Annotated in this window: 16 protein-coding genes; 6 read left to right on the forward strand and 10 right to left on the reverse strand. The window is 74.0% G+C overall.

Annotated elements, in window-relative coordinates:
* Positions 1-69: 69 nt before the first annotated feature.
* Positions 70-2,055, forward strand: a complete 1,986-nt coding sequence (locus ACIPSC_RS29800; RefSeq protein WP_400829826.1) for a hypothetical protein — start codon at positions 70-72, stop codon at positions 2,053-2,055.
* 79 nt (positions 2,056-2,134) lie between these two features.
* Here the strand turns inward: ACIPSC_RS29800 and ACIPSC_RS29805 are convergent, their stop codons facing one another.
* The 3 genes from ACIPSC_RS29805 to ACIPSC_RS29815 all read right to left on the reverse strand — a co-directional run bounded on the left by ACIPSC_RS29805 (position 2,135) and on the right by ACIPSC_RS29815 (position 5,370).
* The gene (locus tag ACIPSC_RS29805; protein ID WP_400829829.1) at positions 2,135-2,716 is read right to left on the reverse strand and encodes an NADPH-dependent FMN reductase; all 582 of its coding nucleotides are present in this window, start codon (positions 2,714-2,716) and stop codon (positions 2,135-2,137) included.
* Between the two features lie 157 nt (positions 2,717-2,873).
* On the reverse strand, positions 2,874-3,488 hold the full coding sequence (locus tag ACIPSC_RS29810) for a TIGR03086 family metal-binding protein (RefSeq protein ID WP_400829831.1): 615 nt from the start codon (positions 3,486-3,488) through the stop codon (positions 2,874-2,876).
* A gap of 298 nt (positions 3,489-3,786) precedes the next feature.
* Entirely contained in the window at positions 3,787-5,370 is a 1,584-nt protein-coding gene (locus tag ACIPSC_RS29815; RefSeq protein ID WP_400829833.1) for a phytoene desaturase family protein, read from the reverse strand.
* 161 nt (positions 5,371-5,531) lie between these two features.
* Between ACIPSC_RS29815 and ACIPSC_RS29820 the strand changes: the two genes are divergently transcribed.
* The 4 genes from ACIPSC_RS29820 to ACIPSC_RS29835 all read left to right on the forward strand — a co-directional run bounded on the left by ACIPSC_RS29820 (position 5,532) and on the right by ACIPSC_RS29835 (position 12,764).
* The gene (locus ACIPSC_RS29820) at positions 5,532-6,575 is read left to right on the forward strand and encodes a magnesium and cobalt transport protein CorA (RefSeq protein WP_400829836.1); all 1,044 of its coding nucleotides are present in this window, start codon (positions 5,532-5,534) and stop codon (positions 6,573-6,575) included.
* A 147-nt stretch (positions 6,576-6,722) separates the two neighbouring features.
* A complete protein-coding gene (locus tag ACIPSC_RS29825; RefSeq protein ID WP_400829838.1) occupies positions 6,723-8,852 on the forward strand; it encodes a SpoIIE family protein phosphatase in 2,130 nt (709 codons plus the stop codon).
* Positions 8,853-9,067: 215 nt separating this feature from the next.
* Positions 9,068-10,015, forward strand: coding sequence for a polyphosphate kinase 2 family protein (locus ACIPSC_RS29830; protein ID WP_400829840.1), 948 nt, complete (start codon positions 9,068-9,070; stop codon positions 10,013-10,015).
* Between the two features lie 34 nt (positions 10,016-10,049).
* A complete protein-coding gene (locus tag ACIPSC_RS29835; protein WP_400829843.1) occupies positions 10,050-12,764 on the forward strand; it encodes a cation-translocating P-type ATPase in 2,715 nt (904 codons plus the stop codon).
* 28 nt (positions 12,765-12,792) lie between these two features.
* Here the strand turns inward: ACIPSC_RS29835 and ACIPSC_RS29840 are convergent, their stop codons facing one another.
* A complete protein-coding gene (locus ACIPSC_RS29840) occupies positions 12,793-13,284 on the reverse strand; it encodes an Lrp/AsnC family transcriptional regulator (RefSeq protein ID WP_400829845.1) in 492 nt (163 codons plus the stop codon).
* Positions 13,285-13,467: 183 nt separating this feature from the next.
* On the opposite strand from ACIPSC_RS29840, the gene ACIPSC_RS29845 reads away from it, so the two are divergent.
* Positions 13,468-15,141 carry a histidine decarboxylase gene (locus ACIPSC_RS29845; protein ID WP_400829849.1) on the forward strand — a complete coding sequence of 558 codons (1,674 nt, stop codon included), beginning with the start codon at positions 13,468-13,470 and terminating at the stop codon, positions 15,139-15,141.
* A gap of 70 nt (positions 15,142-15,211) precedes the next feature.
* Here the strand turns inward: ACIPSC_RS29845 and ACIPSC_RS29850 are convergent, their stop codons facing one another.
* The 6 genes from ACIPSC_RS29850 to ACIPSC_RS29875 all read right to left on the reverse strand — a co-directional run bounded on the left by ACIPSC_RS29850 (position 15,212) and on the right by ACIPSC_RS29875 (position 21,493).
* Positions 15,212-15,958, reverse strand: a complete 747-nt coding sequence (locus ACIPSC_RS29850) for an anti-sigma factor family protein (protein ID WP_400829851.1) — start codon at positions 15,956-15,958, stop codon at positions 15,212-15,214.
* Positions 15,955-16,515 carry a sigma-70 family RNA polymerase sigma factor gene (locus ACIPSC_RS29855; protein WP_313766989.1) on the reverse strand — a complete coding sequence of 187 codons (561 nt, stop codon included), beginning with the start codon at positions 16,513-16,515 and terminating at the stop codon, positions 15,955-15,957. Before ACIPSC_RS29855 ends, ACIPSC_RS29850 begins: the two co-directional genes overlap by 4 nt.
* Positions 16,516-16,572: 57 nt before the next feature.
* Positions 16,573-17,634 (reverse strand): DUF1996 domain-containing protein, encoded by a 1,062-nt coding sequence (locus ACIPSC_RS29860; RefSeq protein WP_400829855.1) that lies wholly within the window; start codon positions 17,632-17,634, stop codon positions 16,573-16,575.
* Positions 17,635-17,760: 126 nt separating this feature from the next.
* Complete coding sequence (locus ACIPSC_RS29865; RefSeq protein WP_400829858.1) at positions 17,761-18,390, reverse strand: hypothetical protein; 630 nt, start codon at positions 18,388-18,390, stop codon at positions 17,761-17,763.
* A gap of 266 nt (positions 18,391-18,656) precedes the next feature.
* Positions 18,657-20,243 carry an alpha/beta fold hydrolase gene (locus ACIPSC_RS29870; RefSeq protein WP_400829860.1) on the reverse strand — a complete coding sequence of 529 codons (1,587 nt, stop codon included), beginning with the start codon at positions 20,241-20,243 and terminating at the stop codon, positions 18,657-18,659.
* Positions 20,243-21,493, reverse strand: a complete 1,251-nt coding sequence (locus tag ACIPSC_RS29875) for an alpha/beta fold hydrolase (RefSeq protein ID WP_400830048.1) — start codon at positions 21,491-21,493, stop codon at positions 20,243-20,245. Before ACIPSC_RS29875 ends, ACIPSC_RS29870 begins: the two co-directional genes overlap by 1 nt.
* Between the last annotated feature and the right edge of the window lie 536 nt (positions 21,494-22,029).

The raw sequence follows: 22,029 nt of genomic DNA on the forward strand, positions 1-22,029 counted from the left end.
GAAGGTAAGCGCCCTCCCGAAGGCTTGGCTGACCAACCCTCAGCCTCCTTGCCCCGGAAGGGACCCCACGTGGCCCCACGCAAGCGCCTGCTGCCTGCCGCCGCGACCACCGCGCTGCTCGTCTTCTCCGGTTACACCCTGAACATCGCGGCGGCGGCGCCCGCCCTCGCGGCGGACACCGCCGTCACAGCGACGGCGACCGACGCCCCGTCAGTCGGCCCGAACGCACCGTCGGGGGGCCCTGGCGCCCCGTCCGCCGAGCCCACCGCGCCGACGTCCCTGGCGCCCCCGGCCGACGGCACGCCGGCCGTCACCGTGGCGACCCCGGCCCCGGCGGGCACGCCGGCCGCCACGGCCGCACCCGCCGCCGCACCCGCCCTGGCGCTGTCCTCGTACGACCGGGCCACCGGTGACGCCGTGCTCACGGCCGCCGACGGAAGCTCCGCAGCCGGGTCCGGCGCCGCAGCCGCCGCGGTCAAGCCCGGTCAGCTGATCGACAGCCCGCCCACGCCGGCCGCCCCGCAGGGCGCGCTGGTCGCCGTCACCGACGTCAAGCAGGCCTCCGACGGGACGGTGGCCGTCAGCACCCGGCCGGCCGCCCTGCCCGAACTGCTCGGCGGCGCCAACGTCGGCCTCAAGGCCCCGGTCAGCCCCGCCTCGCTCCGGGTCGAGCCGCACGTCAAGGACCTCAAGGTGTCCGTCGACACCGGCCCGACCGGTGGCCAGGGCTCGGTCAGCGGTGGCCTCGGGCTGAGCGCCGACACCACCGTCCCGCTGCCCAACGGCTCCTCGGTGCGGCTGTCCGGGTCGGTCTCGATCGACCCGACCGTGAGCTTCTCCTACCAGGGCGGCCTCGGCGCCCTCGCCCCGCAGCAGGCCCGGATCGGCTTCGACCTCGGCGCGCACGCCGACTGGCACGTCAGCGGTGCGGACCTCGTCGGCGGCGCCTCCGTCAAGATCCCGCTGGCCAAGCTCAGCGCCAGCCCCGTGGTGATGGTCGGTGTCCTCCCGGTCGTGATCAACCTGGACTTCAAGCTCTCCCTGGACATCAGCGCCGACGGCACGATCACCGTCGACGCCGAGCAGTCGTACGACGGTCACTGGGGCGTCCACTCCGACTACACCAGCGGCCAGGGCTGGACCACCACCACCGAACCGGGGACGTCCACCGTCTCCCCGCTCCGCCTCGACCTCAGGGGCAACGCCTCGCTGAAGACCGGCCTGCTCGCCGAGGGCTCGGTCGCCCTGTACGACGCGGTCGGCGTGAAGGCCTCGATCGAGCCCTACCTGCGCACCGCGGTGAGCGGATCGGTCGTCCTCGGCGGGGGAGCGGCGCCCAGCGCCGGCGGCACGGTCGACCTCTACGGCGGACTCGACATCAACGGGGCGCTGATGGCCCGCCTCGCCATCCTCGGCACCCCGATCCTGGAGAAGGACCTGCCGTTCCTCGCCTTCCACCGCGAGTGGCCGATCACCTCGCAGAGCGTCGGACAGGTCCCGACGCCCTCGGTGGCCTGGACGGCGCTCAACTCCAGCACGGGCGACGACAACCGCTCGGCCTACCTGAAGGCCCGGCCCGACTGGGACCCTTCGGCCCGCAAGTCCTCCTGCCCGGACGGCAGCCGGCTGATCGGCCTCAGCCACGGCGGCGACCGCGGCCTCTGCACCGGCGCGACCAAGGCCACCCCGTGGGACGCGAACCACACCTTCACCGTCGTCCACGGTGAGGCGAACGTGACCACCGACTGGGCGTACGGCTACACCAAGGCGCAGTGCCCCGCCGGACAGATCGCGACCGGGTACAGCCGCAACGGCCGATCCCTCGGTCTCCTCTGCGCCAAGTCGACCGTCCCGCTGGGCACTTCGGTCCGCACGGTCTGGTTCGACAAGGGTGACGGCCGCCCGGCGGCGGCCGGCGGTGCCGACTTCGCGTACAGCTACTACAAGGGCCAGTGCGCCGACGACGAGTTCGTCGCCGGCGTGGCCTCCACCCAGCCCTGGTACGAGCTCTGGGCCTCGCGCCCGTACGCGATGCTCTGCCAGAAGCTCGCCTGAGCCGGACCGGGCTGACGATCCGTCAGTGAACGGGCCTGCCCCGGCCTCCTCGCGAGGAGGCCGGGGCGGGTTCGCCCGCTCAGGCGGAGGCCCGGGCGGCGGCGCGCAGCGGCTCCAGTGCGGCGCTCCACGCGAGCAGCTCGTCGACGAGCTGCTGGAGCTCCTGGACGTGCTGCTCCCGCGGCTCGAACTTCGTGAAGTCGACGAAGTCGTCCCGCAGCGACAGCGCCAACTGCGGTCCGATGTCTGCCATCTGCAGACGCCCGGCCTGCGCCCGCAACTCCTGCACCGCCAGCACGGCGCCGAAGGAGCCGTAGCCGACGTACGCGACCGCCTTGCGCGTCCACTCCCGGTACAGGTAGTCGACGGCGTTCTGCAGGGACGCCGGGGCGCCGCAGTTGTACTCGGGCGTGACGACGATGTACGCGTCGCAGGCGCCGGCCCGCTCCGCCCACCGGACGGTGTGCGGCTTCCCGCCCGGCGTGACGAGCGCGGGAAGCGGCTCGTCCAGCAGCGGAAGGTCGAACTCCTTCAGGTCGAGCACCTCGAAGGCTGCCCGGTCGCCCGCGTGCTGTTCCGCCCGTGCCCGCACCCACGCGGCGACCTGCTCGCCGTTCCGGCCCGGCCGGGTGCTGCCGATGATGATGCCGATCCTCGTCATCCCGCGTGCTCCTCTTCTGAGTCGGTGCTGCACCCATTGGGACGAGACAGCGCGGCCGGCTGTGACACGGTGTCGCGTCACAGCCGGCCGCGCTGTCGCCTGCCGGGTTTGCGTGGGAAACCTTCGACGCTGCCGAAGGGCGGGCCGGGGTCGGTGGTCAGCGGAGTCGCTCGGCGGACCACTGCGGGTCGCGGCCGGTGAAGGCGAGCAGCAGCTCCTGGGCATCGGCGCCCGGTGGGGTGGGGCGCGGCGGGTCGAACCGGCCGGTGCCGGCGAGGTTCCGGTAGTTCCGGAACTCTGCGAGCGCGTACCGGGCGGCGCCCGGCGGCATCGGGCCGCCCTCGCCCAGGGCCCGGGCGAGGTCCCAGCTGTGCACGACCGTCTCGGCGGTCAACTCCCGGGTGTAGCCGCCGACATCGCGCATCCCGTACGGCACGTGGACCAACTGGTCCAGGGCGCCGGGCTGGTTGATGGCGCGGACGGCGGTGTCGACGGCCATCGTCCACACACCGAGCGGGTTGCGGCCCAGGACGTCGCCCTCGAAGCGGCGGCCGATCTGCTCCGGGGCGTAGCCGGCGACCGCCTGGCAGACCCAGAGGTGCTGTGCGGCAAGGTGGTTGACCAGGGCGCGGACGTCCCAGCTCCGGCAGGGGGTGGGCGCCGTCCACTGCTCCTCGGCGACGGACTGCACCAGTCGGGTCACCTCCGCCCCGGCCGTCGCGTAGTGGTCGCGGACTTCGGTGTGGAATCCGTACGGGTGTGGGCAAGCCATCGCCGGGCCTCCGTTTCCCTGCCCTGCTCACTCCCAGTAAACCGCTACGGGGAGTGACGCGCCAGGTTTCCGGGCCGGCGGCCGACGGCGGGGGCGGACGGTGACCGCCGTGCCACCCTGGGCGTCCAGTTGGGGTGCTCGCCGGGGGAGTGGGACGGCTTCGGTGGACGCTCGGTGATCGACCCCGTCACTCGGCGTGTTCGGGCGCGGGAGTGCAGCCCGGCGCCCGGTCGGCCCCGCCCCGGCCGCCCCCGCCCCCGCCCCCGCCTCCGTCGAGGCGCGAGGGCCGGCCGGTGCGCTACCGGCCCAGCTCCTCCAGCACCGCCTGCGCCGCGTTGTGCCCCGGGATGCCGCTGACGCCGCCGCCGCGGACCGCGCCCGCGCCGCACAGCAGCACGTCCGGATGCGCCGTCGCCACGCCCCAGCGCGCCGCGGCGCTGTCCGGACTCCCCTCCGTGAAGGGGAATTCGAGGTCCCGGTGGAAGATGTGCCCGCCCGGCAGGCCGATCTCCCGCTCCAGGTCGGGCGGCGTCTTGGCCTCCACACAGGGGCGCCCGGCGGCGTCCGTCGCCAGACAGTCGGCGATCGGCTCGGCCAGGACCGAGTCGAGCTGCGCCAGGCTCGCCGCCAGGGCGCGCTCCTTGGCCGCAGGATCGGTGAACAGCCGGGCGGGCATGTGCAGGCCGAACAGCGTCAGGGTCTGGAACCCCTGCCGGACGGCCTCGGGGCCGAGGATCGAGGGGTCGGTCAGGGTGTGGCAGTAGATCTCGGACGGCGGCGCCGACGGGATCCGCCCGGCCTCCGCCTCCGCGTAGGCGGTCTCCAACTGCCGGTAGCCCTCGGCGATGTGGAAGGTGCCGGCGAAGGCGTCCCGCGGATCGACGGCGGCGTCCGAGAGCCGGGGCAGGCGGCGCAGCACCATGTTGACCTTCAGCTGGGCGCCCTCGGGCGCGGGCCCCGGCCCGGGCTGCTCGCCGAGCAGCCGGGCCAGTGTCGCCGGAGCGGCGTTCACGAGCACCCGGCGGCCCACCGCCGTTGCCTCGCCGCCCTGATGACGGTACGTCACCTCGGCGTCGCCGCGGCCGTCGGTGGCGATCGCGGTGACCTCGCAGTCGGTCCGGATCTCGGCGCCGGCGGCCCGCGCGGCCCCGGCCAGTGCGCCCGTCACCGCGCCCATCCCGCCGACCGGGACGTCCCAGTCGCCCGTGCCGTTGCCGATCACGTGGTAGAGGAAGCAGCGGTTCTGCCGCAGCGCGGCGTCGTGGGCGTGGGTGAAGGTGCCGATCAGGGCGTCCGTCAGCACCACGCCGCGTACCAGGTCGTCGGCGAAGGTCCGCTCGATCGTCTCGCCCAGCGGCCGTTCGAACAGGGCGTCCCAGGCGGCGTCGTCCGCGACCAGCCGGCGCAGTTCGGCGCGGGAGGGCAGTGGCTCGGTGAGCGTCGGGAACACCCGCCGGGCGACCTGCCCGGTTGTCCCGTAGAAGCGCTGCCAGGCCTCCCACTCCCGGTCCGCCCCGGTCAGTGCCCGGAACGACTCCCGCGTCCGGCCCGGGTCGGAGGCGTCCACCAGCAGCCCGGTGGGCTTCCCGCCCCGGACGGCGGGCGTGTAGGAGGAGATCCGCCGCCGCCGCAGGTCGAGCCGGAGCCCCAGGTCGCGCACCACCTTCCGCGGCAGCAGGCTCACCAGGTACGAGTAGCGCGACAGCCGGGCGTCCACCCCCGCGAACGCCCGGGCCGACACCGCCGCCCCGCCCACCTGTGGCAACCGTTCCAGCACCAGCACCCGGAGGCCGGCCCGCGCGAGGTACGCCGCCGCCACCAGCCCGTTGTGCCCACCACCGACGATCACGGCGTCGTGCCGCGCGGACGAGTTCGCGTTCACGCGGCCACGCTACGGCACCGGGGAGGCCCGGGGAACAAGGCGTGCAGACGCCGGTCGGCACCGCCCCCGCGGCCCCCGGGCGCGGACCGGAGGGAGCCGCGCACCGGATCGGCGGGATCATCGGAAGAGGGCGGCAGCGGCCGGACGCGAGGAGGAAGGCCATGATCGTCGACTGCGCGCACTACCGCGACGGACGCCGGCAGCACGAGGGCCCGATGCCGCTGGAGGAGGCGGCGGCGCGCTGCACCCAGGGCGGCTTCGTCTGGCTGGGCATGTTCGAGCCGGGGGAGGAGGAGCTGGCGAAGGTCCGCGAGAGCTTCGGGCTGCACGAACTCGCCGTGGAGGACGCCCAGGCCTTCCACCTCCGGCCGAAGGCCGAGCAGTACGAGGACGGCACGGAGCTGATCATCCTGCGCACCGCGCGCTACGACGACGAGCGCGAGGAGGTCGACACCGGCGAGATCAGCGTCTTCCTCGCCGAACACTTCGTGATCACCGTCCGCCAGGGGGTCGCCAGCGAGCTGGCCGGCGCGCGCAGCCGGCTGGAGCGCCGGCCCGAGCTGCTGCGCACCGGCAGCGCGTCGACGCTCTGGGCAATCCTCGACCAGGTGGTGGACGGCTACGCGCCCGTCGTCACCGAGCTGGAACGCGACATCGAGCAGATCGAGGCCACGGTGTTCTCCGGCGCGGTCGCCCCGACCGAGCGGATCTACTCCCTGCGCCGCGAGGCCACCGACTTCTACCGCGCCGTGCACCCGCTGCTCGGCGTGGTGGCCCGTCGGCTGCAGGCCGGCCGGGCGCCGAGCGAGCTCCTGCCGTACCTGCGCGACGTGCACGACCACCTGTTGCTGGTCAACGAGGAGGTCGCGGCCCAGCGCGACCTGCTGGCGACGGTCCTGGAGGCGAACATCGCGGTCATCTCGGTCGAGCAGAACCGGATCAACCTCCGGCAGAGCGCCACGATGGAGCGGCTCACGATTGTCGCCACCGTGTTCCTGCCGCTGTCCTTCGTCGTCGGCTTCTTCGGGCAGAACTTCGCATGGCTGGTCAGCCACATCAGCGGCTTCGCGCAGTTCCTCGTGCTCAGCGTCTGCGGCCTGGTGCTGCCCTGCGTGCTGCTCACCGTCTGGCTGCGCCGCCAGCGGCGCGCTGCGGCGCCGCCGGTGCCGGGGGTGGGCAACGGGAGGGCCGTGCGGAATCCGTGACCGCGCCCCCGCCGACCGTGAGGACGCCCCCGCCGTCGGGCCGGCAACGGGACGGATGGCACCCGGCCGGGCCAGTATGGAGGGGAGGCTACGGGCTCACCCGTCGGCTCGAACGGGGTTCGCTCGAATGGGGTTCTAGTGGTGGGCATGTCACGGGGTCCGTCCTCGGAGCCCGCACCCGAGGCTGCCGAGGCGACGGCGGGCCGCGGTCCTGAGCTGGTGGCGCAGATCCTGCGGTCGGTGCCGGAGCGCCTCGGCGCGCACCTGGGCGGCCTCTACCTGCTCTCGGACGACCGGCAGCTGCTCGAACTCGTCATGACGTTCGGGGCCGCCCGGCAGTTCACCAGGCCGTGGCAGCACGTCGGCATGACCGTGCCGATCCCGGTGGTCGACGCCACGCGCAGCGGCCGGGTCGTCTGGGTGGGCGGCGCCGAGGAGATGGCGCGCCGCTACCCGCGGGTGGCGGTCGCGATGCCGTACGCCTTCTGCCTCGCCGCCGTCCCGCTGGTCTCGCGGAGCACGACGTACGGGGCCCTCTTCCTGCTCTGGCCCGCCACGCACCCCCCGGAGCTGCCGCCCCGCGAACGCGAAGCGCTGGAGGCGCTCGCCCGGCGGCTGGCCGAGGTCCTGGCGGAGGCGGCCCGGGCGGGCCGTCCGGTCCGGCCCGGCCCGGTCCCGGTGGTGGCGGAGAACCGGGCCGCCGACCCCCTCGTCACCATGCCGGCCCGGCTGCCCGAGGGCGTCTGCGACATCGACCTGGACGGCCGGCTGGCCGCGGTCACCCCCACCGCGGCGGAGCTGCTGGGCGTGCCGGTGGAGAAGCTGCTGGGCGCGCGCCCGTGGTCGGTGCTGCGCTGGCTGCGCGACCCGGTGTACGAGTACCACTACCGGGCGGCGGTGATCGGCGGGCAGCCCACCTCCTTCGTCGCGCTGCGGCCGCCGGACCGGTGGCTGTCGTTCCGGCTCTTCCCGGACGCCTCCGGGGTCACCGTGCAGATCGTCGCCGCCGACGTCGCCCGGCCGGACGGACAGGGCGAGCGGCCCGCCGAGCGGACCGTGCACACCCGGCCCGGCGCGCTCTACCACCTGCTCCACCTCGCCAGCGCGCTCACCGAGGCCATCAGCGTGCAGGACGTGGTGACCATGGTCTCCGACCAGATCCTGCCGGCCTTCGGCGGCCAGGCCGTCGCCGTGCTGATGGCCGAGGGCGGCCGTCTGCGCATCGCGGGCCACCGCGGCTACCCGGCCGGGCTGGTCGACCAGTTCGACGGCACGTCGCTGAGCGAGTCCACGCCCGGCGTCCAGGCGTCGACCAACCCGGTGCCTGCGTTCTTCGAGACCCGTGCGGAGCTGGAACGGCTCTACCCGGACCGCCACGAGACCCAGGACGGCATGGCCGCCTGGGCCTACCTGCCGCTGGTGACCTCGCGCCGCCTGATCGGCACCTGCGTGCTGGCCTTCGCCGAGCCGCACCGCTTCGACACGGAGGAGCGCGCCGTCCTCACCTCGCTCGGCGGTCTGATCGCCCAGGCCCTGGACCGCGCCCGGCTGTACGACACCAAGCTGGTCCTCGCCCACGGCCTGCAGGAGAGCCTGCTGCCCCGGGCGCTGCCCGCCGTCCCCAGCCTGGAGATCAGTGCCCGCTACCTGCCGTGCACCGAGGACATGGACGTCGGGGGCGACTTCTACGACCTGATCCGGGTCGGGCCGGACAGCGTGGCCGTGGTCATCGGCGACGTCCAGGGCCACAACGTGAACGCCGCCGCGCTGATGGGCCAGGTCCGCACCGCGGTCCGCGCCTTCGCCGCGGCCGACGCCGACCCGAGCACCGTGCTCACCCGCACCAACCGCCTGCTGGCCGATCTCGACACCGCCCTGCTGGCCAGCTGCACCTACTTCTGCGTCGACCTCGACCGCCGCGAGGCCTGGCTGGCCAACGCCGGCCACCCGGTGCCGCTGCTCTACGGCCCGGACGGCCGGGCGCGCGCCCTGGAACCGCTCACCGGCATGGTGCTGAACGTCGACCCCGCCGCCGAGTACCCGCAGATCCGCATCGACCTGCCGATCGGCACCACCCTGGTCCTGTACACCGACGGCCTCATCGACGCCCCCGGCACCGACCTCGACCAGGCGGTGGCCGGCCTGATCGCCACCCTGGCCCGCCACGGCCGCGAACCGCTCGACCGCCTCGCCGACGCCCTCATCGGCCGCGCCGGCCAGGCCGAGCACCGCACCGACGACATCGCCCTGCTGCTGGTGCGCTCCGTGCCCCGGTAGACCTTCCGGCCCCAGACCTGCCGGCCACCGGCCCCGGAGCGGGCGCCGCAACCCGAACGGCCCAGCACGGTTGCCGCCCATGGCCGCTGGTCGGAGGGTGACAGAAGCGGTCCCGGGGTCGCCGGCCGCGGCGCGGTGCAGGCGGGCCGGGGCGCCCGACGGTCCGGGCCGTTGGCGGCGGTGCCTGCCGGACCGACGAGAGGGTGGTGCGGGCGATGGCGGACGGGCGGACGGCCGAACGCATAGCGGAGTTCATCGAGCCGCTGCGGGTGGAGCCGGGATCGACGGTGGACCTCACGCGGGACTTCGACCCGCGCTACAAGGCGGGGATGAAGAAGAAGGACGGAGCCGAGCTGCTCCGCACCGGTGTGGCGCTGCTGGCGGAGTACCAGGCACGACTGGCCGCCCAGGACACCTACGGGGTGCTGCTCTGCCTCCAGGCGCTCGACGCCGGCGGCAAGGACGGGACGATCCGCCACGTCATGAGCGGGGTGAACCCGCAGGGCGTCCACGTGAGCAGCTTCAAGGTGCCCTCCGCGGAGGAGCTGGACCACGACTTCCTCTGGCGGTACGCGCAGCGGCTGCCCGCCCGCGGGGACATCGCCATCTTCAACCGGTCGCACTACGAGGAGGTCCTGGTGGTGCGCGTCCACCCGGAGAACCTCGACCGGCAGCGGCTGCCGGCGGAGGCCCGGGGCCGGAAGATCTGGCGCCGCCGCTTCCGCGCGATCAACGACTGGGAGCGCCACCTCACCGACAACGGGTTCAAGGTGGTGAAGGTCTTCCTGAATCTCTCCAAGGAGGAGCAGCGCACCCGCTTCCTGAAGCGGATCGACCTGCCGGAGAAGAACTGGAAGTTCTCCGCGGCCGACATCCGCGAGCGCGGGTACTGGGACGAGTACCAGGAGGCGTTCTCCGAGATGCTGTCGGCCACCAGTACGCCCTGGGCCCCCTGGTACGTGGTGCCGGCCGACCGCAAGTGGTTCGCCCGCATCTGCGCGGCGGCGGTGCTCGCGCACACCCTGATGGAGATCGACCCGCAGTACCCGACGGTCGGCCGGACGGCTCTGAAGGAGCTCCGGGCCGCCAAGCGGCAGCTGGAGGCCGAGGCCCCGCACGGCGCCGCCCGGGATCCGTACGCGGCGCGGCACCGGGCCGGCTGAGCGGCCCGGACAGGCCGGACAGGAGGAGCGAGAGATGGCCGAGCCGACCGAGCCGCCGGGAGCGGACGCCGGGACACCGTGGTACGGGCGGTCCGCCGAGGAGGCCGCCGCCCGGTTCGGGGTGGATCCGTCCACCGGGCTGAGCGCCGCGCGGGTGGCCGAGCTGCTCACCGCGAACGGGCCGAACGCGCTGCCGGAGGAGCGGCCGAGGCCGGGCTGGCTGCGCTTCCTCGACCAGTACCGCAGCTACATGCAGCTCATCCTGGTGGCGGCCGCGGTGGTCTCGCTGGCGATCAAGGAGTGGTCCACCGGCATCCTGCTCGTCGTCCTGACCCTGTTCAACGCGGTGGTGGGTCTGCGGCAGGAGGGCAAGGCCGAGAGCGCGATGAACGCGCTGAAGTCGATGATGAAGGCGACCGCCCGGGTCCGGCGGGACGGCGCCGAGTCGGAGATCCCGGCCGAGGGGCTGGTCGTGGGCGACGTCGTACTCGTCTCGGCGGGCGACCAGGTGCCGGCGGACGGGCGGATCGTCCGGGCCAGCGCCCTGCAGATCGACGAGTCGGCGCTGACCGGGGAGAGCGTGCCGGCGGTCAAGGACACCGGCATCGTGCCGGGGGAGCGGCTGGCCCCGGGCGAGCAGTCGAACATGGCGTTCATGAACACCCCGGTCACCCACGGCAGCGGACTTCTCGTGATCACCGCGACCGGATCCGACACCGAGCTGGGCAAGATCTCCGGGATGCTCTCGGCGACCGAGAAGGAGCAGTCGCCGCTCACCCGCGAGCTCAACACCCTGACGCTGTGGATCGCGGGCGCGGCCGGACTGACCATGGTCGTGATGTTCGCGCTGGGCCGCAGCCGCGGGCAGGAGTGGGACGCGCTGTTCGTGAGCGCCGTGTCGCTGGCCATCGCCGCCATCCCGGAGGCGCTGCCGACCGTCAGCCAGGTCATCCTCTCGGTCGGCAGCCTCAGCCTGGCCAAGCGGAACGCGATCGTGAAGGAGCTGCCGTCCGTCGAGACGCTCGGCTTCACCTCGGCGATCAACTCGGACAAGACCGGCACCCTGACGATGAACCAGGTCACCGTCGTCGAGGTGCTCAGCCCCACCGACCGCTACACCGTCTCCGGCACCGGCTACCGTCTCGACGGCCGGATCCATCACGTCGCGGGGGCCTCGGCGGACGTCGAGGACGCCGTCCTGCCGTTCCTGATCGCCAACGACGCCGAGCTGGTGGACGGCGAGGTGGTGGGCGACCCCACCGAGGGCGCCCTGCTCGTGCTCGGGCACAAGGCCGGGCTGGACACCGAGGCCAGCCGGGAGCGGTACCCGCGGCTCGCCACGCTGCCGTTCGACCCCACCTACAAGCTGATGGCGGTCTTCACCGACGCGGTGGACGCGGGCGGCCGCCGGGTGGTGCGGTGCTTCGTCAAGGGCGCCGCGCCCGCGGTGACGTCGCGGGCCACCACCGCGCAGGCCGACGGGGCGGGCATCGCCTGGGACGCGGACCTGAGCGGGCGCGCCGAGGCGCAGGTCGCCCGGATGGGCGCCGAGGGCCGCCGGGTGATGGCCGCCGCGTTCCGGGACCTCGACCCGGCGGATTTCGACCCGGCGGGCGACCTGCTGGGCTACGTCACCGCGCTGCGGATGACCAGCCTGGTCGGCATGGTCGACCCGCCGCGTGCGGAGTCCAAGGACGCCGTCGCCAGCGCGCAGGCCGCCCACATCCGGGTCCGCATGGTGACCGGCGACGACGTGACCACCGGCGCGGCCATCGCCCGTCAGCTCGGCATCACCGGCGAGGCCGTGCTCGGTGCGGACTTCGCGGCCCTGCCCGAGCACGAGCGGCTGGCCCGGATCGACGGCATCGGCGTGGTCGGCCGGGTGGCGCCGGAGCACAAGGTGCTGCTCGCCGACACGCTCAAGAAGAAGGGCGACGTGGTCGCGATGACCGGCGACGGTGTCAACGACGCGCCGGCGATCAAGGCCGCCGACATCGGCATCGCGATGGGCAGCGGCACCGACGTGGCCAAGAACGCCAGCCGGATGGTGCTCGCCGACGACAACTTCGCCACCATCGTGCACGCCGTGGCGGAGGGCCGGAAGCTCTACGACAACCTGACCAAGTACATCCGCTTCGTCCTCCTGCTGCTGGTCGCCTTCGTGCTGACCTTCCTCGGCGCCACCGTCCTCAACATCGCGGCCGGCGAACCGTTCACCCCGCCGCAGGTTCTCTGGATCCACTTCGTGGTCAACGCCCCGTTCGGCTTCGCGCTGGGCTTCGACCGGGAGAGCCCCGGGCTGATGGCGCGCACCCCGCGCCCGCGCGGCGAGTCGGTGCTGACCAGGCCCGTGGTGGTCACCGTGGGCCTGGCCGGGCTGGCCGTCACGGCCGCGCTGCTCGGCCTGATCAAGCTGGGGGAGCGCCACTACGGCAGCGTTCACATCGGCAACTCGATGGCGTTCACGGCCTTCGCGCTCTGCCTGATCGTGGCGGCGTTCGAGTGCCGCAGCGAGCGCGCGTCGGTGCTGAGCACGCACACCTTCGACAGCAAGCAGATGAACCTGGCGGCCCTGGCGGAGTTCGTCCTGGCGGTGCTGGTGACGCAGATGGACGCGTTCCGCCGCATCCTCGGCACCACCGAGCTCAACGCGCGGCAGTTCGGCTGGGCGCTGCTGGCCGCGCTCGCGCTGCTGCTGCTCTGGGAGCTGGGCAAGCTCCTCGCCCGCCGCCGGCCCGCCCCGGCCTGACGGGGCGGGCCGAGGCCGTCGCGGGGCCTCAGCGCTCCGGGGCGAGGTAGCGGCGGCCCGGTATCTGCTCGAAGATCAGGTTGGTCCGGGTCTGGGCGACCGCCGGGTGGGTGGTGAGGTGGTCGACGACGAAGTCGCGCAGCGCCTCGGGGCCGGCGACGCCGACGTGCAGGAGGTAGTCGTCGGAGCCCGCCATGTGGAAGACCGCCAGCACGCCGGGCAGGTCGGGGGCGGTGCCGCGGAAGCTCTCGTTCTGCTCGCGGGTGTGCGCCCTGAGCCGGACCGAGATCATCGCCTGCAGCGGCAGGCCGATCGCCGCCGGGTCCACCTCGGCCCGGAAGCCCCGGATGATCCCGCGCTCCTGGAGCGCGCGCACCCGGGCCAGGCAGGTCGAGGGGGCGATGCCCACCGCCTCGGCGAGGGCGTTGTTCGGCAACCGGGCATTGTCGGCCAGGGCGCGGATGATCGCCCGGTCGACGTCGTCGACGGGCGCCCGGCGGGGCTGCGGATTGTTCGGCACGGCTCCCAGGATTCCAGCCGATCCCGTTGATTCGCAAGATCGTGCGGGCATCGGCCGAATGATGTTCGGAGACCCTTCCATCCGGTGGCGAGAAGTTCCATCCTGGGGCGCGAGCGGCGAACGCCCTCCGCCGTTCCCGCGCACGGGCCGGCCGATCTGTGACGACCCCGGAGTGCCGCAGCCATGAGCCCGACCGCCACCTTCGCCGCCGCGCCCACAGCCGCGCCCGCCGTCGACCCGGGGGCGGAGCTGGACCACCGGGAGTTCGTGCTCCCCGCGGGCGGCCTCGACGACGACCAGCGGCTGCGCGCCCTGGACACGGTGGACGAGTACCTGACGCGCAAGCGCCGGCACCTGATGGGCTACCAGGCCACCCAGGACATCCAGGGCACCGCGCTGGACCTGGCCCGGTTCATGCCGAACAACATCAACAACCTCGGTGACCCGTTCCAGAGCGGCGGCTACAAGCCGAACACCAAGGTGATCGAGCGCTCGGTGCTCGACTACTACGCGAAGCTGTGGAACGCCGAGCGCCCGCACGACCCCGCCGACCCCGAGTCGTACTGGGGCTACATGCTCTCCATGGGCTCGACCGAGGGCAACATGTACGCGCTCTGGAACGCCCGGGACTACCTGAGCGGCAAGGCGCTGATCCAGCCGCCGGCCGCGCCCTTCGACGCCCTGCGGTACGTCCAGGCGGCGCCCGACCGGGACAACCCGAACGCCCACCGCCCGGTGGCCTTCTACTCCGAGGACACCCACTACTCCTTCGCCAAGGCTGTCCGCGTCCTGGGCGTCGAGACCTTCCACGCCGTCGGCCTGGAGAAGTACGCCGACGAGTGCCCGCTGGCCGACCCCGTCACCGGCCGCCGCGAGTGGCCCACCGAGGTGCCCTCCGCCCCGGGGCCGTCCGGCGGTTCCTGGGACGGCCCGGGCGAGATCGACGTCGACGCCCTCGCCGTGCTGGTCGAGTTCTTCGCCGCGAAGGGCCACCCGGTCTTCGTCAACCTCAACCTCGGCAGCACCTTCAAGGGCGCCCACGACGACGTCCGCCGGGTCTGCGAGCGGCTGCTGCCGATCTTCGAGCGGCACGGCCTGGTCCGCCGCGAGGTGGTCCACGGCAAGGACCCGCGCACCGGCGAGCCGCTGGTCGACGTGCGCCGCGGCTTCTGGATCCACGTGGACGGCGCGCTCGGTGCCGGCTACGCGCCCTTCCTGCGGATGGCCGCCCAGGACCCGGCGGCGTACGGCTGGACCCCCGAGGTCGAGCTGCCGGAGTTCGACTTCGGCCTCCGGCTGCCCACCGCGGAGCTCGGCGACGTCGACATGGTCTCCTCGATCGCGATGAGCGGCCACAAGTGGCCCGGCGCACCGTGGCCGTGCGGCATCTACATGACGAAGGTGAAGTACCAGATCTCGCCGCCCTCCCAGCCGGACTACATCGGCGCGCCCGACACCACCTTCGCCGGCTCCCGCAACGGCTTCTCCCCGCTGGTCCTCTGGGACCACCTGTCCCGGCACTCCTACCAGGACCAGGTGGACCGGATACGCGGCGCCCAGGAGCTGGCCGGCTACCTGGAGGGCCGCCTGCAGGCGATGGAGCGGGAGCTGGGCGTCGAGCTCTGGCCGGCCCGCACCCCGGGCGCCGTCACCGTGCGGTTCCGCCAGCCCAGCCCGGAGCTGGTGGCCAAGTGGTCGCTCTCCTCCCAGGACGTGCTGATGGTCCCGGGCGACGAGTCCACCCGCCGCAGCTACGTGCACGTCTTCGTGATGCCCTCGGTCGACCGGGAGAAGCTGGACGCCCTGCTGGCGGAGCTCGCCGCGGACCGGGTGATCCTGGCCGGGCCCGCCGCGTAGTGCCCGCGTAGTGCCCGTGCAGTGCCCGGAGGGGGCCGGGCGGTCGTCCGACCGCCCGGCCCCCTCCCGCCTACACCGGGACCGTCACGAACGTCCGGCCCGCATCGTTCACCACCGAGACCGATGCGACGTCGTCCGGCGCCACCAGGGCCGAGCCGTCCAGGGTCGTGCCCTTCTCGGCGCCGGCCGGGGAGACCAGCCAGCTGCCGGCGTCGACCTTCGCCCCGCTCTTGCCGTTGACCACCAGGCGGCAGCGCTGGCCCGCCGGGATCCCCGTGACCGCCGCGCTCACCCGCACCCAGCCCATCGCCGGAGTGACCGTCAGCGTCATCCGCGCGCCCGTGGACGGCTCCGTCACCGAAGCGGTCCGGGTGCCCGCCGGGGGCGGTGCCACGGTCGCGGACGACGGGCCCGGACCGACCGCCACCGGAGGACGGTCGGACACCGTGCTCCGGCCCAGCGACACACCCGCGGCCAGCACCGCCGCAGCCGCGGCCACCGCGGCCACGCCGATCCAGGCCCGGCGCCGCAGGACGGCCGAGCCCCGCTCCGCCCGCGCCTGCCGCAGGGTCCGCTGCAGCAGCAGGTCGCCGCCCTCGGGCGGCCCGTCCACCAGGATCTCGGGCGGCACCTCGCCCAGGACACGCTCCAGATCCTGCAACTCGGCCACCTCCTGGGCACAGGGAGCGCAGCCGGCCAGGTGCCGCTGGACCGACGCCGCGTCCGCCGGCTCCAGCGCGCCCAGGACGTAGGCGCCGATGAGCTCCGCGTTCCGCTCGTGCTGCTCCGTGTTCGTTCCGTGCTGTTCCGTGCTCACACCGCCACCTCCTTCAACGTCCCGGCCTTGCCGGCGTACGACCGCTTGAGCGCCCGCAGTGCGTAGTGCGCACGGGACTTGACCGTCCCGGCCGGCACGCCCAGCTGCTCGGCGGCCTCGGCGACCGACAACTGCTGGAAGTAGATCGACCGCAGCACGTCCCGGTGCTCGGGCGAGAGCTGTTCGAGTGCCTCCGTCATCACCAGCGCCTCCACCACGCCCTCGGCGTGGTCGCGCTGCACCGGCACGGTGGCCGACTGCTCGGACACCTCGGCGACCTCGGCGGGGCGCGCGGCCTTGGCCCGGAACCGGTCGGTGATCAGGTTCCGCTCCACCGTCAGCAGCCAGCTGCGCACCGAGCCCCGGGCCTCGGTGAGGGCCTCGGGGTTCCGCCAGGCACGGATCAGGGTCTCCTGCACCGCGTCCTCGGCCGCCGCCCGGTCACCGGTGAGCCGGATGGCGTACGCGAGCAGCGCGCCGCCGTGTTGCTCGTAGAGCGTTCTGATCAGTGCCTCGTCGGCCGCGCCGCGCTGTGTCGCGGGTCGTGTCCTCGCCATCCGCCATTCCTCCGTCGTGGGGTGCCACGAAGAGCACGTACGCGGCGGCCGTCCGGTTCAACCGGATTCCCGGCAGCTGCGATTCTGGTTCAGACAGGCCACCAGCGCCGCCATCCGTTCGTCGGTCATGACCCCGATGAAGACCCCGTGGTCGGTGAGCGGGCTGTGGTGCTGTTCGGGGAAGGCGTCCAGGGCGAACGCCCGGCCGGGCGGGGGCCGGTAGCCGACGGTCACCCGGAGGTGGGGGATCGGGAAGGTCCGGTGCGGGCAGACCCCGGTGGCGGAGGGGAACACCGCGTGGGTGCGGTGGTCGGGACTGTCCGTGCCGCGCCCGTCCCAGCAGCTGGGGAAGTCGAGGGTGCGGGTGAGCAGGCTGCCGGCGGGGCAGAGCGGGTAGCGGTCGGTCGTCCGGGCGGGGAAGCCGGTGCAGCCCCACCGGGCCCTGGCCTCCGCGCCGCCGTCGGTGGCCGCGGTGGGATCGCCCTCCAGCAGCCGCAGGAAGCGCGGCATCGGCACGACCTTGCTCCACGGGTTGCCGCGGAAGTCGACGGTCACCGTCTCGGGGACGAGGATCTCGCCCACGTTGTCGTGCCCGGTCCGGCCGTTCTGCTCGCCGTGTGCGGAGTGTCCGACGTCCCCGTCCTGCCCGGCGGCCGGGCCGCCGGCGCGGTCGGTCCGGCGCAGCACCGGCCAGTAGTAGCTGGAGCGGTCGCCGCCGGTGCAGGTCGTCCCGGCGGCGGCGAGGGATGCGTCGGTGGCCAGGGCGTCGGTGGACAGGTTGCCCACGTAGTCGTGGACGTGGTGGGCGCCGCCCACGACTCCCGGCGAGATCACCACGTTGTCGCTGTTGCGGTGCCCCTCCAGGTTGCGGCCGCAGTCCTCGGTGTACGAGCCGGTGGAGGCGTCCGGGCCGGATTCCTCCGGTGCGGGCACACCGTCGGCGGCGCCGCCGGCGTGGACGGCTCCGACGGCGCCGATCTCGACGTAGTCGCCGGACTCCGCGGTCTTCGGCCAGAGCCGCACCGTCAGGAGGGAGAGCGCGAGGACGAGGCAGAGCAGGACGCCGAACGGGAGCACGGCGCCCGCCGACCAGCGGTGATCACGAACCAGGTGCAGCACCGCGACAGTCTCGCGGGGGGCTGCCGTGGAGGCAAGCACGCTCCGGAGGAGCCGCCCGCCTCCCGTGACGCTGTTCGGCGGGCCGTCCCGAGGCCGGTCGTCCGGCGACCTGCTTCGAGTGGCCCGTCAGTAGCCGTTCGGGTAACCGCCGGTCTGCGGCTTGCTCGCGGACGGTGCCGGAGCGCTCGCCTGCCCGGTGGCCGCGCCGCCGGCGGCGGCCTGGGCCTTCTTGCCCTCGGGCGTGCTGGCGAACCAGGTGCCGCCGACGCCCTGACCGTTGGTCTGCCCCGCCGCGGTGTCCCCGGCGAAGCGGTACAGCGGCCAGCCGTTCAGCGTGAGCTGCTTGCTCCCGTCGGGCCGGGTCACGGTGCCGACCAGGGCCGACTCGACGCCGGTGACGTCGACCTTCTCCTGGGCGGGGACCGGCGGCCACTTCGCGGCACAGGCGTCGACGCAGGTGCTGGCGGAGGGCTTGCTGGTGTCCTTGTCGAAGCGGTAGAGCGTGCGGCCCGAGCCGTCGGTGACGATCGCGCCGAGCGTGGGCGAGTCCGCCGCCACCAGCCGGCCGCCGCCGGCCGCCCCGGCCGCCCCGGGCGCGGACGCCCCCGAGCCGGCCGGGGCGGCGGCGGTTGCGGCGGCCGTGGCGGCGGCGTCGGTGGAGTCGTCGTCCCCGGGCCCGCAGGCGGTCGCGGTCAGAACGATGGCGGCGAGGCCGGCGGCGGCGAGCAGACGACGGCTTCCGGTGAACTTGGGCATGGCGAACTCCCCCTGTTGGTGGGTGTGTTGGCTTCGGGCCCGGGGCCCGGTGCGGCTCGGTACCGCGTGCACCACCAACACGGATGCCGGCGCGAGGTGGTTCAACCCCGGCGAGATTTCTTTTCCGCCGCCTACCCGCTGCTGACCCGCCGCCGACCCGCCGCAGCTCGGCGGGGTGCCTGTCCGCCGTTGGAGGACACCGGCATCGTGTCCTTGCCAGGTGTCCTCCCGGGGTGCGCGGCCGGCGGTTCGGTGGCCGGCCGGCCTCACGCCCCGATCTCGAACTCGGGCGGCCGGAGGCCGGCGAGGCATCCGGTCCTCGGTGCGCTCGGAGTGTCGAAGAACGACACCGTGATCGTCTGCGCGCACGCCGAGTCGGCGAAGACCACGTGGGCCACGTAGGGGACCGTGACCGCGGTCGACCGGCTCAGGGTGCGGGCGGCGTACGCCCCGTTGCTCGGCGCGGTCTGGGAGTCGAAGCCGCCGGACATGACGAGCGTCGGGATGTCGCTGCGCGTCACCTCCCGGATCGAGGGCGCCGCGGGCGGGACGTTCCAGGCGCGGCAGTCGTCGTGGAAGAAGGGCAGCGCCGGGGCGTTGGCCAGCACCGACCGGGGGAACGACGGGAACAGCCGCCGGCCGGCCCGGATCACGTCCTCCTCGCTCTCGAACGGTGTCCACTCGCTGCAGAAGACGCCGTAGGAGAGCCCGTGCGAGACCCGGCCCATGGCCGCCGGGCTGAGCTTGCCGCCCGCCCACTGCGCGGCGATCCGCTGCGGGTTGCCGTGGGCCAGCTCGTCGATGGAGCGCGGCACGCCGGCCGCCAGATGGCTGGCGAAGGTCAGCCAGCTCACCAGGACGCCGCCGTCCAGCACGACCTCCACCGGCGCCGGCTGACCCGGCACCGTGACGGTGGTGGTGACCGGCCGGGCCTCGACCTCACTCACGAGGCGTTCGAAGGTGGCCTTCAGGCCCGGATAGCGGCTGTTGCAGGCGGGCTGCTCCGCGCAGGCCTCGAAGATGCCGTCGAAGCCCTCCCTCGCGGCCTTCCAGGTGACGGCTCCGCTCGCCAGGGACGGCGGCAGGATGCCGTCGATCCCGACCGACCGAAGGCCCTCCGGGTGCCGGCGCATGTAGACGAGGGCCAGGTCGGTGCCGTAGGAGATGCCGAACACGTTCCACTGCCGCAGGCCGAGCGCCCTGCGCAGGTCCGCGTAGTCGTCGGCGCTCTCGGTGCTGTTGTACGTGCCGAGCTCGGCCCCGAGGCCCACCAGCCGCTCGCGGCAGGCGCGCGTCGCCCCGACGTGCAGGCGCCCGGTGGACGGCGCGCCGTAGACGAGGTCGAGGGAGTCCGCGTTGAACCGGTCGATGTTCGGACAGGTCAGTGCCGGGTCGGCCGAGTACGTCCCGCGCTGGGACATGAAGATCACGTCGCGGTCGCGGTTCAGGCCGCCGTTGAGCGCCATCCCGATCTCGGAGTTTGCGTCGTCCCCGGGCCCGCCGGCGAGCCACACGATCGGGTCGGGTGCCCGCCTGTGGGTGGCCGGCACGATCGCGACCGCGAGGGTGATCCGCTTCGCCCCGGGGCGGGAGCGGTTCTCGGGCACGGTGAGGGTTCCGCAGCGGGCCGTCTCCAGCGCGGGGGTCGGGTCGGCCGTCCGCGGGCAGGGGCCCGGGGCGTAGTGGGCGTGGCCGGCCGAACGGGCGACCGTGCCCAGCGGCTCGTCGGCGCCGTCGTCGGCCCGGGCGGGCAGTGCGGCGAGGCCGACGAGGAGGGCCCCGGCCGTGGCCCCGGTCAGAGCGGTCCGGAGCCGGCGCCAGGCGTGCCGGTGGTGGGGCGGGCGGTTGGACATCAGGTGCTCTCCGGCTCGGGGGTGATGGTGAACGGCTTCGGCGCGAGCCCCGCCACGCAGGCGGTGTCGGGCGCGGTCGGGTGGTCGAGGAAGGAGGCGAGGACGCTCGCCGCGCAGGGCGACTGGGGAACCACCCAGTGACCGATCCCGGGAATCTGCACGGGGGTCGAGCGGGTGAGCGTCCGGGCCGTGTACGGGCCCCAGCTCGCCCCGGTCTTCGCGTCGAAGGTCCCGGAGAGCACGAGCGCCGGCACCTTGCTGTAGGTGGCCACCCGCTGGACGGCGGTGCGGTCCGGGACGTTCCAGGCACGGCACACGTCGTGCTCGAAGGGCAGCTGCGGTGCCTGGGCGAGGACCGTGTCCGGCCACCCGGGGAAGGCCAGGCGCCCCGCCGTCAGCAGGTCGGACTCCGAGTGGCCCGGCACCCATTCGCTGCAGGCCACCGACTGCGTCAGGCCGTGGGCGAACTCGCCGACGACGGGCGTCGCCTCGGCGGCGCGGGCCCGCGCGAAGCGCTCCGGGTTGCCGTGGGCGAGCTCGTCGAGCGCCGCCGGGACGTCGACGGCCTTGACGGAGTTGGCGACCAGGATGTTCACCAGCGTGCCGCCGTCGAGGACGACCTGGACCGGGCTGCCTCCCCCCGGCGGCTGCGCCGTCAGCGTCAGGGGCTGCTCCTCCAGCCGCCGGACCTGCTCCGTCAGCGTGCGCCGGAGGTCCGGGTAGCGGCTCTGGCAGAGGGGCTGGGCGGCGCACGCCGCGAAGATCGCGTCGATCCCCTCCCGGGCGCTCTCCCAGGTCCACGGCAGGCTCACGACCCGCGGGGGCGCGACGGAGTCGATCGCCACCGAACGGATCCCCTGCGGATGGAGACGCAGGTAGGTGAGGGCCAGGTCGGTGCCGTAGGAGTACCCGTAGACGTTCCAGTGCTCGACGCCCAGCGCCCGGCGCAGGTCGGCGAAGTCCGCGGCGTTCTCGGTGGTGTTGTAGGCGCTCAGCTCGACGCCGTCGGCCGTCAGGCGGTCCCGGCACTCGGTGGCCGCGCGCACCAGGAGCCGCCCGGTCGACGGCGCGTCGTAGCGCAGCCCGACGGCGGCCGCGCCGAAGCGGTCGATCTCCGGGCAGGCGAGGCTCGGCTGCGAATGCAGCGTTCCGCGCTGGGCCATGACGATCAGTGCGCGGTCCCGGTTGACGCCGGAGGCGATCAGGAAGGGGATGCTCCCGAAGGCGTCGCCGCCGGGGCCCCCTTCCATGAACACGACCGGGTCAGTGGCCGGATCCGTCGACGCGGCCGGGACGACCGCGACGGCCAGCCGGATCGTCCGCCCGTGCCGCTCACGGCTCCCGGGCGCCCCGGGGTCCTCGGCCGCCTCGCGGCTCTCGGGCACCTCCAGGAACCCGCACCGCCCGGGGACCGGCTCGGGCGTCTCCGGACAGGGACCGGGCACGAACCGCGCCGGACCTTCCGGCCCGGGCCCGCGGTCGGACGGTGCGGCGCTGCTCGGTGTCACGCCCGCCGCGAGGAGGAGGGCCAGCACACCCGCGACGAGCGCCGCGCCGGTGGGCGCACCCCGGGAGCGTCCCCGTGCGTACCGGTGCTGCGCCCGCCTCCGTACGGACCTGCCCGTCCCGCGAACGGGCGGCAGACACCCCGGATCGATGCCCTGCTCCGTCATGTGATTCCGTCTCCCTGCTCCCGGCCGCCCCGGTCGGGACGGTGCCGCGCTGCTGCGTCGGCCCGCCGGCGTGGTCACGGGCGGGCTCCGGCCAGCGTGCGGCGGTGGGGAGA

It is taken from the genome of Kitasatospora sp. NPDC090091 (assembly GCF_044747365.1).
In the GTDB taxonomy this organism is placed as follows: Bacteria; Actinomycetota; Actinomycetes; order Streptomycetales; family Streptomycetaceae; genus Kitasatospora.